This is a genomic window from Spirosoma horti, from assembly GCF_054776595.1.
The window spans coordinates 563941-576971 of the sequence record NZ_BAAHBQ010000005.1; the positions used below are offsets into that span (position 1 = coordinate 563941).

General features: G+C 53.1%; 11 protein-coding genes. 6 read left to right on the plus strand and 5 right to left on the minus strand.

The genetic code is table 11. The features are described 5' to 3' along the window. Nucleotides 1–13: 13 nt before the first annotated feature. The 4 genes from ACYVAM_RS17445 (at nt 14) to ACYVAM_RS17460 (ending at nt 4226) form a co-directional block, all read left to right on the plus strand. Nucleotides 14–814, plus strand: coding sequence for a M90 family metallopeptidase (locus tag ACYVAM_RS17445; RefSeq protein WP_461069240.1), 801 nt, complete (start codon nt 14–16; stop codon nt 812–814). Nucleotides 815–1003: 189 nt separating this feature from the next. Continuing rightward, the gene (locus ACYVAM_RS17450) at nt 1004–2206 is read left to right on the plus strand and encodes a DUF2235 domain-containing protein (RefSeq protein ID WP_461069242.1); all 1203 of its coding nucleotides are present in this window, start codon (nt 1004–1006) and stop codon (nt 2204–2206) included. A gap of 140 nt (nt 2207–2346) precedes the next feature. After that, the gene (locus ACYVAM_RS17455) at nt 2347–3069 is read left to right on the plus strand and encodes a 3-keto-disaccharide hydrolase (RefSeq protein WP_461069637.1); all 723 of its coding nucleotides are present in this window, start codon (nt 2347–2349) and stop codon (nt 3067–3069) included. Nucleotides 3070–3122: 53 nt separating this feature from the next. After that, nucleotides 3123–4226, plus strand: coding sequence for an alpha/beta hydrolase (locus tag ACYVAM_RS17460; RefSeq protein WP_461069244.1), 1104 nt, complete (start codon nt 3123–3125; stop codon nt 4224–4226). Nucleotides 4227–4238: 12 nt separating this feature from the next. Here ACYVAM_RS17460 and ACYVAM_RS17465 read toward each other — a convergent pair whose 3' ends face one another. Further along, nucleotides 4239–4499, minus strand: coding sequence for a hypothetical protein (locus ACYVAM_RS17465; RefSeq protein WP_461069246.1), 261 nt, complete (start codon nt 4497–4499; stop codon nt 4239–4241). A gap of 337 nt (nt 4500–4836) precedes the next feature. Between ACYVAM_RS17465 and ACYVAM_RS17470 the strand changes: the two genes are divergently transcribed. Further along, on the plus strand, nt 4837–6180 hold the full coding sequence (locus ACYVAM_RS17470) for a vanadium-dependent haloperoxidase (protein WP_461069248.1): 1344 nt from the start codon (nt 4837–4839) through the stop codon (nt 6178–6180). 89 nt (nt 6181–6269) lie between these two features. On the opposite strand, the gene ACYVAM_RS17475 is transcribed toward ACYVAM_RS17470, so the two are convergent. Both ACYVAM_RS17475 and ACYVAM_RS17480 read right to left on the minus strand, forming a co-directional pair. Next, on the minus strand, nt 6270–6851 hold the full coding sequence (locus tag ACYVAM_RS17475; RefSeq protein WP_461069250.1) for a DUF308 domain-containing protein: 582 nt from the start codon (nt 6849–6851) through the stop codon (nt 6270–6272). Nucleotides 6852–7068: 217 nt separating this feature from the next. Further along, nucleotides 7069–7542 (minus strand): anthrone oxygenase family protein, encoded by a 474-nt coding sequence (locus ACYVAM_RS17480; protein ID WP_461069252.1) that lies wholly within the window; start codon nt 7540–7542, stop codon nt 7069–7071. 245 nt (nt 7543–7787) lie between these two features. On the opposite strand from ACYVAM_RS17480, the gene ACYVAM_RS17485 reads away from it, so the two are divergent. After that, the gene (locus tag ACYVAM_RS17485; RefSeq protein ID WP_461069254.1) at nt 7788–8294 is read left to right on the plus strand and encodes a hypothetical protein; all 507 of its coding nucleotides are present in this window, start codon (nt 7788–7790) and stop codon (nt 8292–8294) included. 70 nt (nt 8295–8364) lie between these two features. On the opposite strand, the gene ACYVAM_RS17490 is transcribed toward ACYVAM_RS17485, so the two are convergent. Next, nucleotides 8365–9813, minus strand: a complete 1449-nt coding sequence (locus ACYVAM_RS17490) for a DUF1501 domain-containing protein (protein ID WP_461069256.1) — start codon at nt 9811–9813, stop codon at nt 8365–8367. A gap of 11 nt (nt 9814–9824) precedes the next feature. Then, the gene (locus ACYVAM_RS17495; RefSeq protein ID WP_461069258.1) at nt 9825–13031 is read right to left on the minus strand and encodes a DUF1553 domain-containing protein; all 3207 of its coding nucleotides are present in this window, start codon (nt 13029–13031) and stop codon (nt 9825–9827) included.

Consider the following 13031-nt stretch of genomic DNA (forward strand, 5'->3'; position numbering starts at 1 on the left):
AACAGCCGAAAAAATGACTCTTTTCGTGACAATCACGGCGCTTGTGGCCGGTTGGTTTCTCTGGCGTTATCTGCAGGATAAAAAAGACAAAGAAGTACTGCCCTTGCCCGACAGCTATCCGCAATTGTTGCAGAAAAACGTTTCGTACTACCAGTCGTTGCCGGACGACAAAAAGAAATTGTTCGAGGATCGGGTGAGCTACTTCCTGAGCCACGTCACCATTGAGGGAGTAGATACGCCGGTGGATGATCTGGACAAGGTGCTGGTAGCCAGCAGCGCCATCATTCCCATTTTCGGATTTGCGGACTGGTATTATCCGCTGACCGATGTGCTGCTGTGTCAGGATCGATTTAATGCAGATTATCAGACCACTGGCGATGACCGGAATATTCTGGGTATGGTAGGGGAGGGTGGTGCCTTGCAGAGCACGATGGTGTTGTCGAAGCCAGCGCTGCACGAAGGTTTTGCCAACGAAACCAGCAAAGGAAATACGGGTATTCACGAGTTTGTTCACCTGCTCGACAAAGCCGACGGCGCTACCGATGGGTTGCCAGAAAATTTGCTGGAGAAAGACCACGTGAAGCCCTGGCTGCAACTCATTCATAAGAGTATTCAGGATATCAAAGCCAATCACTCCGATATCAACCCCTACGGCATCACGAACGAAGCGGAATTTTTCGCCGTTGTATCGGAATACTTTTTTAAACGCCCCGATCTGCTTCAGGAAAAACACCCGGACCTGTTTGCCCGGCTGGAAGAAATATTCCGGCAGAATCCGCTGGAAGCCGATAAAGCGGTAGGGCTGACAGAGTAGGTGTTTTCTGCCTGTCAGGAGGCCATCTGTTTTGCCGGTCCCGTTACCGGTTTAACGAAGACGATCTCGTTCTAAAAAGCGACCAATCTTTGCCGGTAGTTCGCTCACTCAGAATTCGTTACGTTAAATAAATGCCTGGCTTCATAAACGACTCTTTTTCCTAAGTTTTACCACTAAACACGGTGAACGATGGGGAAGAAAATTATTGTCTGTGCCGACGGTACCTGGAATGACCCCGAGCAACTGGACCGGGGTAGTCTGGTGCCGACGAATGTGGTGAAAATTGCCAGAGCGCTGGCGCTGGCAAAGGCCGAGGGGCAGGAAGAGATCTTTTACGATCTGGGTGTGGGAACCGGCAAAGGACTGGACCGGTTTATGGGCGGCCTGACGGGCAACGGACTGCTGCATAATATTTTTGAGTGTTACCTGTTTATTGCCGAGCGCTACCAGCCCGGCGATTCCATTTATTTGTTCGGGTTTAGCCGGGGTGCCTACACTGTACGGAGTCTGGCGGGGTTGATTTGCCAGTTCGGCATTGATAAGGCGCTGACGAATCAGGACCTTGCCCGGCCAGAAACCAGCTTAGTCGATACGGCCAATAAACCGGCGATCACAACGGAAAATAACCGTCCCGGAGAAACATCGGCCCGGAAAGCCAACCAATCGATGGAGTACCTCAATCAGCTTCGTCTGGCCTATAAACAGTTAAAGGCGGGGCAAAGCGATCAGGTGGTCAGCGACTACAAACGAACCCATGATTGCTACGAGCCCTCAATTGAAATGATTGGCGTTTGGGATACGGTGGGGTCGTTAGGCATTCCCATGCTGGTGCCGCAGTGGCTGCTCGGGAATACCGTGTCGGAGAAATTGTCGAAATGGTTGCTGGGTAATTATCGCTTTCTCAACGTGGGCCTCAACCCTAAAGTGAAAGCGGCTTATCATGCCCTTTCGATTGACGAAAACCGACGTGCTTTTTTGCCAACGCTTTGGGACGAAGCGGGTCTCGAACCCCACCAGCGGGTGAAACAGGTATGGTTTACGGGCATCCATAGCAATGTCGGTGGAGGCTATGCGGATACCGGCTTGTCAGACAATGCCCTGCTCTGGATGGTGGAACAGGCCAAACAGCACGGGCTTCAATTCTCGGATGCTTATTTGGCCCGAAGTACGCAGGCTGACACGTTCTATGGCGAGATCAGGGATGAGCGTGCCCGCTGGATCAAGCGGATACTTTTTCAGAAGGGCATGCGCAACGTAGATGAACTATGCGCCAAAGCGGGCCTCGTTCCGCTCATTGCCCAAAGCGCTATCGACCGGCAAACGTCGGTGATCTGCAAGAAACCCTACAAAATAATGTTACCCCAAACGCATCATGTCGAAAATGGCTTCTGACGAACCGGGTAAATCGGGCGGGGTATGGTCTTACTAGACTATAGTTTTATCACCAAACGAATCCCGATCTGATGACGCCCTTTGCGACTGCCCAACGTGCCGTTTTGCCCGCTTTTTTAGTTCTTGCCTGTAGCGTGGCTATGACTCCCAATGCCAAAGAACCAGTTGGTGTTGGGGTGAAAGCGCCCAAAGGAGCGGAGGTTCTTTTCGATGGGTCGCGCAAGATGCTGGATGAAAAGTGGACCTATTGGGAAGGCCCTCGTTTAGCAGCCAGCCTGCCCATTAAATGGATGATTGAAAAAGATCCCGCTGGCGCCGGTACGGTGATGAACACCAATGATCCGGCGGCTGCCGGAGGTAAATACGGGGCCGCTGATATTGTGACCAAAGAAACGTTCCGCGACTTCCGGCTGCATGTCGAATTCTATGTCAGCAAGCCGGGGGGCAACAGTGGCGTGTATCTGCAAAATCGCTACGAAATTCAGGTGTTCGATGGAGACACGACCAGCCATGGTTTAGGAGCCGTTATCAACGAATCGCCATCGCCTTACAAGCTATACAACGGCATCGGAAAATGGAACGCCTACGATATTGAGTTTCGGGCGGCCCGGTTTACTGATGGCAAACGGACTGAACCCGCTATGGTAACGATGTACCTGAACGGAAAAAAAGCTCATACCAATCAGAAAATAAGCCAGGTGTGGGGTGGCCCTAACTCCGGTATCGATGGGGGCAACGACGGCGGAAAAGGCATTACCGATACGCCCGGTGGTATTAAATTACAGGCCGAAGGCCACGATGTGCTGTTCCGGAATATCTGGATCAAGCCGTTGGAGCTGAAACAGGCAAACACCGATTTTTAACGTTGCCCAAACCGCCAACCAATTATAACATCCAATTTCTACCAGCCGTTATTATGCACCGTCAATACCTGACGTTTCGTCGTCTTTTCTCTTCGATTTTGGTTCTGACTATCCTTGGGTTCGTCGTTGCTCCGCAGGCCTACAGCCAGAATGGTCCCTCGGGAACCGGCCGGGTTGAACGCATAAAAGTGCACGGCAAAGGGCTGGAAGGCAATCTGGCCGGTGACTCGCCGGATCGGGATGTGTCGATTTATCTGCCGCCCAGTTATCAGACGGATAAAAAGCGGCATTACCCCGTTATTTATTTTCTGCATGGGTTTACGGACAGCGACGACAAATGGTACGGCCTGACCAAGCATTGGATCAATCTGCCGGCCGTTGTCGATAAAGCGCTGGCCGAGGGTAAAACGGGTGAATTTATCGTTGTGACGCCCAATGCTTACAATCGCTATTTCGGCAGCATGTATTCCAATTCAGTGACCATTGGCAACTGGGAAGATTTCGTTGCGGATGAATTGGTTTCGTACATCGACAAGCAGTACCGCACGATTCCGGAGGCATCCAGCCGTGGACTGGCAGGCCATTCGATGGGTGGATACGGCACGATTCGCATTGGCCAGAAGCACCCCGAAATCTTCTCCAGCCTATACCTTCTCAGCCCCTGTTGCATGGTTCCCAACATGAGTGGCCCGGGCGATGCAAAAATGGCTACCCGCATGGAAGCGGTTAAGTCAGTTGCTGATCTGGATAAGGCTGATTTCCTGACAAAAGCCATGTTTGCTTCCGCAGCTTCCTGGTCGCCCAACCCCACCAAGGCACCGTTCTTTCTGGATTTGCCGGTGAAGGATGGCGAACCCCAGGCCATGGTTACGGCCAAATGGGCAGCCAACGCACCCCTGGCCACCCTCGATCAGTATGTGTCAAACATAAAGCAACTCCACGCGCTGGCGTTCGATGCCGGTTCGAAAGACGAAAGTATCGCGGCCAACAACAAGATACTGGACAGTATGCTCACCAACTACCAGATTCCGCACACGTATGAAGAGTACGACGGTGATCACATCAACCGGATTGCGGAGCGCATCGAGCAGAAAATGCTGCCTTTTTTCACGGCTAATTTATTGGCAAAGCCGGTGAAAGGCAGCAAGAAACGATAGTAAATTCTTGACTTACGAGTGGTTGAACCCGTACCACATGAAGGCAACGATAACGGCTTCCACGATCCATAAATACAGTGTATTGTCACGGGTAGCCCGGCGCATCAGATAATCAAACCCAAGCATACCGGCCGCAAGCGGAATCCCGAAGATGAATTGCAGAACGTTATCCCGCTGATCCATATGGAGAAATCCTATGCCTATCATGACGATGCCCATTAGCGATACAAGCCTGAAGGGCGTTACGAAATTGGCTATTTTTTCTATGTCCATCTGGTCGTTCGTTGTGTAGTGCAGCCATTCATTCGGGGGTGTACAGGAATGATATGTCGCCCTATAGCCTAAAATCAACTACAGAATATTTCAATTTAACGCGAAAGAATAAACGTATGTTTTAATTTAGTCGCTTACCGTGTCACTAACCGCTACGGGAAGCATCGTTTTGGTTGCCGCGCCGGGTTCGTCGTAGAGAGGCTATAAACATCACTAAGAGCAGACCATGATGCCAGGTAATAAAACACGTATAAATACCTGTTTATGAGCGTATTTGTGCCCTAGTAGCTGTAGGTTGGCGTTCGTAATTTTGACTTTACGCCAACTACTGCTTCTGATGAAAACTAGTCTGTTTTTTCTTCTAATCGGCCTTGCAACTACGACGCAGAGCCCTGCTCAGATTGACCAACGGGCGGGCTCCTGGAAGACCTGGGTTATTCCATCAGGCGATGCCTACAAACTCCCGGCCCCGCCCGATGCCAACGCGACCCAGGCCGAAGAGAAAGCCCTGCTGAGTGCGCAGCGTCAGCGCGATTCGTCGGCTACTCGGCTCATCGACTACTGGAATGCCGGAGCGCCGGGCTATCGCTGGCAAACGGCTATTGAGAAATTGAATAATGGGTTTCCGCCTGCCTGGGTGCGGGGCAAGGCACTGATGAACATTGCCATTTACGACGCAACTGTGGCCGCCTGGCAAACGAAATACGCGTACCGGCGTCCCCGGCCATCGACGCACAACAAAGCCATATCCCCTTATCTACCTAACCCCGATAGTCCCTCATATCCCTGCGAACATTCAGTAGCGGCTGGCGCAGCGGCTGCTATTCTGGGGTATCTATTTCCCAACAAAGCAGATTCAATTCGGCTGGTGGCCGAGCGGGCGTGCCAGTCGCGAGTGCTGGCGGGCGTGGTGTACCCCAGTGATAGTAAGGCCGGATTTGAGTTAGGACAACGGGTAGCGCAAGCCGTGATCGAACGGGCTAAAATGGATGGCTCGGATGCTGTATGGGACGGCAAACGCCCCACGGATACGGGTTTGTGGAACGATAAACGCCCACCGATACAACCTATGATGGGGAGTTGTAAACCCTGGGTGCTGGCGGCCGGTAATCAATTTCGGCCAGGCCCACCGCCTGAACCTGCCGACGATATGCAGGAGCTAAAACAGTTCAAGAAATCACCACAGGCCGTATCGCGGGCGTTTTATTGGGCAAGCAACGATTTCTGGGGTAGTGAGATCGATAGAAAGTTATTTGAGCATAACCTGCACCTCGATGCGCCCAGGGCAGCCCGCGCTTATGCGCTGGTTAGTGTGGCCGCCAATGATGCTTACATTGCCTGTTGGGATGCTAAATATACGTATTGGTCAATCCGCCCCAATCAGTATGACACCACCTATTCGCCCATACTGATGTTTACTCCTCCGCATCCCAGTTATCCGTCTGGGCACGCAACCTTATCCAATGCCCGGGCCAACACACTCGCGTATCTATTTCCGGAAGATGCGGCCTATTTTTTGAACAAGGCCAGAGAAGCAGCCGAGTCCCGTTTCGAAGGGGGCGTTCATTTTCGGATCGACAATGTCGTGGGGCTGGATATAGGCCAGAAAGTAGGGCAGGAGGTAATCAAGCGTGCCCGGCAGGATGGTGCCGATGCCCGACCAGAACTCGTCCGAAAGTAGCGACGTAATCGTGTAAATAGGCGTTTGCCGGGTGATTCCACCGATGCAATTGACCGTCAACCGCATCGGTGGAATCACCGCAAGCTATTTTAGCTAACCCGCCGTTCCTGCTGGGCCGCCTGCGCCCGCATTTGCTGGGTTAGAACGAAAATTGAAATACCAAGCGCAATCGGGAAGACGCCCGATAAACGCATGGATTCATCGAAACCAATTGTAAACGACAGAAGCACGTACGACATCCCACCGGCTACCAGCACATCGGCTGCGTGGATCAGCTTGTTAGTGATGGGTATACTTTTACCGCCACGTGCCGCAATAAATGAATACATCGCCTGCACCGACTGTAAAACGGCGTACACCATAGCCCAGAAAGCCATCGTTTCCATAATTGTCGTCGTATCACCCATTGCATCAACCACAATGGCTATTCCAAAACCTATGTCATTAAGGCCATAGGCATACCCCCAAATATTGCTGTTGTCGGTACTATGGTTTCTGCCCGAAAACAGAAACTGGACAACACCGGCCAGTATAAACAAGCCACCAAGGATCTGGCCTGACAGCGGTGTAAATGACTGAGCAAACGCAAGAATATAAACACCTATCAGTACATAAATAAGCCCTTTGGTCAGCAAAAAGCCCCAGGGCGTTGCGTGATTTTGAGTTGACATGACGTTGAGTTCGTTAAGTTTTGTTGCACATTTTTCAGCCTTAACCCATGCCTTACACCATTGTTTTAAACCCGTAAAAACAGTGAGGACCCGCCCGGAAATCTGGGCAGGTCCTCACAAACGAGCGTCATTTAGGCCGATAAAGGAGTGTGTTCGATCTACTGGTTTTGCATCTGCAAAGTCAGCTGTTCGGCGTGTTGCCATGAGGCCCTTATGCCTAAAAGGAAAGCGCGCGCAGTGCCGCCAGGCAGGCGAGTAACGTGAGTCCGTTACGGATATAATTTAGTCTGATCCAGGAGGTTACTAAACGGCCGACGGAGGCTGCAGGTAGCTGATCGGCTTTCTGAAGTTTAATGATTGTTGGGATGAAAAAAGTAAACGTTCCGATGCGTTCGATGAGGGTAATCAACGCTGCGGCCAGCCACCAGCCGTGCCCCGTTGCCTGTGATTGCCAGGCCAGCACGAGATTAGCCAATGTGAGGAGCGTAAGCGGCCCCGTTGTGATAAAAGCCCAGAAACTTCTGCCCGCGTCTAGTTCATGCATAGCCTCCGTATTGACACGATAGCCAGACTCCGCTGATTTGGGAAACCAGATCGGAAGAACAATCCGGGTTTCATACAAGCCTGCCCCGAAGGCAGTGCCCAGGTTCAGGATGAATAACGCTAACAGAAAGGCTGATACAGGACTCATTAGGCTGGTTAGTAAACGGTCATAGTGTGTTTAGGCAGCAAACCTAGCCAGCAGCGTTTGAGGATGCCGGAAAACGGGAGCCAACGCGGAAAAAGCGTTGACAGACCCGGTAAACCGAGTGATGAATTTGCGGGAAAGGGAAATAAGATGACTAGCGCTGAACGAGCCAGATGGCCATTGATGAGTAAAATGGATGCAAAAGCGGCTTACTGACTACTGGATAATCAACGTATAAACTCGGACCAATGACAACTCTTGAGCACGTACAGCGAAAAGCACAAAGCCTGAAGGATGCCTTCGAAAAAGTGCAGAGTAATCACTTTTACTGGCAAAAAAAGACCAAACCTTTGCTGGACAAAACGTTGACGCAAATCCAGGACGCTACCGACCTGAACTGGACGTTTCAAGAGCTGTCACCTGAGCTGGTTCGGCTGGTGCTCAATGATGAACAGGGTCAGCCAATCGCCAGCGTCTCCTTTCAATTGACCTACAAAAGTCTCGTATCCGTCGATATGAGCTATTATAGCCAGACATATCAACCGGAAGCCAAGTCGGAGACGTTCCTGAATATCTATAGCCTGGAGCCCGGCCTGGTCGATGAAAGCCTGATTTATAGTAGTGTTACCCAGCTCATGGACCAACTGCTGAAAGAGTATGGTCCGCTACCTGTTACCTATAAAGATCCGCGGGCGACAGCCAACACGATTCGCATCCGGACTAATGTGCCGAACGGAGGGAGCCCACCAAAGTAAATGAGCTAGCCCCGGATCCGGCGAATCGACTAACCCGGTGTTGCTAAAGGCCGGAACAGGAAATCCTTTCTTAAGCCAGAATACCGTTCACCAGTTTCCCTTCTACATCCGTCAGCCGGAAGCGTCGTCCCTGAAATTCGTAGATCAGTTTTTCGTGATCAACGCCCAGCAGATGAAGCAGAGTCGCCTGGAAATCGTGCACATGCACCGGGTTATGGACAATGTTGTAGCCGAACTCATCGGTTTCACCGTAGGTAATACCGGGTTTTATACCGCCACCCGCCATCCACATGGTGAAGCAGCGCGGGTGGTGATCGCGCCCGTAATTGTCTTTCGTTAATTTGCCCTGTGAGTAATTTGTCCGGCCAAATTCACCGCCCCAAATCACAACGGTATCGTCCAGCAGGCCACGCTGTTTAAGATCGAGCACCAGAGCCGCCGATGCCTGATCGGTTGCTTTACACTGCTTGGTGAGGCCGCTGGGTAGATTCCCGTGCTGGTCCCAGCCCTGGTGGTATAGCTGAACGAACTTCACATCGCGTTCCAGCAGCCGTCGGGCCATCAGGCAGTTGGCTGCAAACGTACCCGGATTGCGGGACTCGGGGCCGTAGAGGTCGAACACCCAATCAGGTTCGTTCGAGAGATCATTCACGTCGGGAACCGACGTCTGCATGCGGAAGGCCATCTCGTACTGTGCAATGTGATTCGCCACTTCCGGGTCGCCATACAGTTCCTCCTGAACCTGATTGAGCTCTTTTAGGGCATCGAGCATGTAGCGACGATCGGCGGTGGTGTAGCCATTCGGGTTGTTGAGGTACAGCACCGGATCGGTACCCGACCGAAACTGCACGCCCTGATGCCGGGACGGCAGAAACCCATTCCCCCAAAGCCGGGCGTATAAAGGCTGGTCCTTTGGGGCGTCTTTCGACACCAGCACGATGAACGCGGGCAGGTTTTCATTGGCACTTCCCAGACCATAACTCACCCAGGCACCTATGCTGGGACGTCCGGCGAGCTGGTTTCCTGTCTGGAAAAACGTCAACGCGGGGTCATGGTTGATCTGCTCGGTGTACATCGACTTGATAAAGCAAAGCTCATCGGCCACATTGCCCGTGTACGGCATCAGCTCGCTTACCCAGGCACCACTCGTTCCATGCTGGGCGAATCGAAAAGGCGAACTCACCAGCGGCAGCGCCGATTGCTGGGCACTCATGCTGGTCAATCGCTGGCCTTTTCGCACCGATTCGGGCAGATCTTTGCCATGCATTTTTTCCAGATACGGCTTATAGTCGAACAGTTCAAGTTGAGAAGGACCGCCACTCTGGCACATATACACCACCCGTTTAGCTTTGGGCGGGCGGTTCGGTGCGGTCAACGCCTGTTGAGCCGTTGGCCTGGAAAATAGATTCCGGGGAAGTAAAGTCCCCAACGCCACCGACCCTAAACCCAGCGATGCCCTGGCTAGAAATGACCGCCGGTTGAAGGTGTCGGCCAGTTGTTGAGTTGCTTTTCTGCTCATTGCATTGCTGGTTAATGTTTGGTGACGAAGGCTTCCGAGTTCATGACCGTACTCGCCACAACGGCCCCGGCCGCCAGGGCAGGTTTGTCGACTGTGCCGATTGGCTTGTGCGCGCCCGCCTGAAGCCAGCCCTGCATTTTGGTCGGACTCTGTTTGAAATTCTGGTATTCCTGCCCATACAATCGAGTCAGAATCGTTAGCTCCTTATCTGTGGGCTTTCGGCTGGCCAGCAACCGAAACAGGTGTGTAAGCTGATCCGGAAGCGTTTTACAGGCTTCAAACGCGCGTTCGGCGACCACTTCGGCCGCTTCGACAAACTGCGGGTCATTGAGCAGGATCAGAGCTTGCAGGGGTGTACTGGTTTTTTGCCGCTGAACAACGCAGTAACTCCGTGACGGCGCATCGAAGGTGTTCATCGATGGGGGCGGATTTGTCCGGCGCCAGAAGGTGTACAAGCTCCGGCGGTACAGATTTTCGCCTTTATCCGGTTCATACGTCGTGTTATTGACAGCCCAAAGACCCTCCGGCTGGTAGGGCTTTACGCTCGGTCCACCCATTTTTACAGACAGTAGCCCGCTGGCAGCCAGCGCATTGTCCCGAATCATTTCGGCGGTCAGCCGGGCAATTGGCCCACGGGCCAGCCAGACGTTTTCCGGGTCCTGCTGTAGGCTTTTTGGTGTGGCACGGGACGACTGGCGGTAGGTAGCCGACATGACAATGAGCTTCTGCATGGCTTTCATGTTCCAGCCACTCTCCCTGAAGGTTACGGCCAGCCAGTCGAGGAGTTCGGGGTGGGTGGGCAAGCCGCCCTGATTACCAAAGTTATTGGCCGATTTTTGAATCGCCGTTCCAAAGTAGGTTTGCCAGTAGCGGTTAACGACCACGCGGGCCGTCAGGGGATTATCGGGATGCAGCAGCCATTTCGCCAGTCCCAGCCGGTTGCGGGGAAATTCGGGCGAGAAGGGCAAGACGCTGGCGGGTACATCGGGGCGGACCTGGGCACCGTGGGCGTCGTAGACCCCCCGTTTAAGCAGGTAGGTTGGCCGGGGCGTTTTCATTTCCTCCATCACCATGATTTCCGGTATGCCTTCCACCAGTCGATTGCGTTCGGCCCGCAATGCCTGCAATTTAGCCTGCTGTTGCGGATAGACCGTTGACCGATGGCTGAAAAAGTACTCCTTCATCGGGTCGCCTTTCGGGGGGCTCACGGCTCGTACCGATTGAGCCAGGGCCTGTACTTCTGGCGATGTTAGGGTTCGGTTATAAACGACCAGCTCATCGACCAGCCCCTTCTTGAAACCGGGTCCCCGCATGTCGGCGCCCACCATCAGGCCGGTCTGTTTTCCCGAAAACAGAATGTCTTTGTAGAGATTGTCTTTTTCGGTCAGCAAAGCGGCTTCCTGCCCATTCACATATAAACGGAGCCCACTGGCCTTGCTGGACCCATCGTAGGTCATGGTCAGGTGAATCCATTTCTCTTTGTGCAATGCCTGTTGACTAACCCGGACAAGACTGTTGTAGGGCCAGGTGTGGGCCATTAATAACTCTGCCTTATCGTCGCGGAGATTGAGAAAATATCCCCGGAAGTTGTACAGAATATCGCCGTTGCCTTTGTGAACGAGCGCTGCTTTGGAAACGGCTTTCGGTATGTTGACCCACACGCCAATGGAAAACGGTTGCGACCGATTAAACACACCAGCCTGCCCCAGCGTCAGAATATCGTCGCCGTTGGATTGAAAAGCGTTGCCCCGCCTGCCCGGTACCAACACCGGGTCGAGCACCTTCCCGCTGTCTTTGGCACTCAGCTCGTTGACGAATCGCCCGCTAACCAGTCGGTCGAAGGTGAAGTGGGCCTGTAAGCCTTTACGAGGATCAAACGATACGGTATTTGTCTGGCTTTGCCATTGGTCGAACGTTTTTCGCTCGGCCTGAACCGTTTGCTTCAGGGCACTTTCGGCGGCCTGAATTTTTGTGTCGATAAACGCCAGCAGGCTGTCCTGTTTGGGCTGAGTCAGCAGCATGGTTGGCACCGGCATCGCATCATCCCAGGAGATCTGTCCGGCTTCGTCCACGTTGTTGAAAAAGGCAAACAGGCTGTAATAATCCTTTTGGGAAATGGGGTCGAACTTATGATCGTGGCAGCGGGCGCACTCTACTGTCAGCCCCAGCATCGCCGTGCCCAGCGTGTTGGTTCGATCAGCCACATATTCGACCCGGAATTCTTCGTTGATAATGCCCCCTTCCATATTCTGGGAATGGTTTCGGTTGAAGCCTGTCGCCAGCCGTTGTTCAGGGGTGGGAGCGGGCAACAGATCGCCCGCCAGCTGCCAGGTAATGAATTGGCTGAAAGGACGATTCCGGTTGAACGACTGGATAACCCAATCCCGCCAGGGCCACATGGCCCGGTAGCGGTCAACGGTATAGCCGTGCGTATCGGCATAGCGGGATAAGTCCAGCCAGTCGACGGCCATTTTCTCGCCGTAATGGGGCGATTGAATCAGCCGATTGACGACTCGCTCATAAGCATCAGGGCTTCTGTCGGCCAGAAAAGCGGCTGTTTCATCGAGCGTAGGGGGCAGCCCCGTGAGGTCAAGGGATACCCGGCGCAGCAAGGTTTCTTTGTCAGCCTCGGGCGCGGGCGTAAGCCCCTTCTCCTCCATTTTTTGCAGGGTAAAATAATCGATCGGATTCGCTGGCCACTGGCTGTTCTTTACGGTAGGTAAGTCTGCTTTTTGGGGTTTGATCAGTGCCCAGTGCGGTTTGTAGTCAGCGCCCTGCTCAATCCACTTGATGAGTACGGCTTTCTCATAAACGCTCAGCACCCGATTCGACGCCCTGGGCGGCATCATGTCGTGGTCGTCCTTGCTGATAATTCGATGATATACCTCACTGTTGCTGAGGTCGCCGGGTACGATGGCGTGTTTGCTCCTGGCCTTTTTCAGAGCCGCCATCGCTCCTTCGCGCGTGGCCAGTTCCAGGCCCGCTTTCTGGCTATTCTTGTCCGGCCCGTGGCAGAAGAAACACTTATCGGAGAGAATGGGCTTCACATGCAGATTATAGTCAATCGTTTCGGGGAGCGTCGTGGCCACCTCAACAATCTCCGCGGGTTTATCGACCCCACAGCTTTGTAAACCCAGGACGATGCCGAGACCACCGACGGCTGTCACGAGCCGGATACCGCGATAAAGCGCTCTGATCGAGCTTGTGGTTATTTGCAT

What these genes read in the sequence shown, in the direction of transcription:
- ACYVAM_RS17445 (WP_461069240.1), top strand. Translation starts at nt 14, where the DNA reads ATGACTCTTTTCGTGACAATCACGGCGCTTGTGGCCGGTTGGTTTCTC.
- ACYVAM_RS17450 (WP_461069242.1), top strand. Translation starts at nt 1,004, where the DNA reads ATGGGGAAGAAAATTATTGTCTGTGCCGACGGTACCTGGAATGACCCC.
- ACYVAM_RS17455 (WP_461069637.1), top strand. Translation starts at nt 2,347, where the DNA reads ATGACTCCCAATGCCAAAGAACCAGTTGGTGTTGGGGTGAAAGCGCCC.
- ACYVAM_RS17460 (WP_461069244.1), top strand. Translation starts at nt 3,123, where the DNA reads ATGCACCGTCAATACCTGACGTTTCGTCGTCTTTTCTCTTCGATTTTG.
- ACYVAM_RS17465 (WP_461069246.1), bottom strand. Translation starts at nt 4,499, where the DNA reads ATGGACATAGAAAAAATAGCCAATTTCGTAACGCCCTTCAGGCTTGTA.
- ACYVAM_RS17470 (WP_461069248.1), top strand. Translation starts at nt 4,837, where the DNA reads ATGAAAACTAGTCTGTTTTTTCTTCTAATCGGCCTTGCAACTACGACG.
- ACYVAM_RS17475 (WP_461069250.1), bottom strand. Translation starts at nt 6,851, where the DNA reads ATGTCAACTCAAAATCACGCAACGCCCTGGGGCTTTTTGCTGACCAAA.
- ACYVAM_RS17480 (WP_461069252.1), bottom strand. Translation starts at nt 7,542, where the DNA reads ATGAGTCCTGTATCAGCCTTTCTGTTAGCGTTATTCATCCTGAACCTG.
- ACYVAM_RS17485 (WP_461069254.1), top strand. Translation starts at nt 7,788, where the DNA reads ATGACAACTCTTGAGCACGTACAGCGAAAAGCACAAAGCCTGAAGGAT.
- ACYVAM_RS17490 (WP_461069256.1), bottom strand. Translation starts at nt 9,813, where the DNA reads ATGAGCAGAAAAGCAACTCAACAACTGGCCGACACCTTCAACCGGCGG.
- ACYVAM_RS17495 (WP_461069258.1), bottom strand. Translation starts at nt 13,031, where the DNA reads ATGCAAATAACCACAAGCTCGATCAGAGCGCTTTATCGCGGTATCCGG.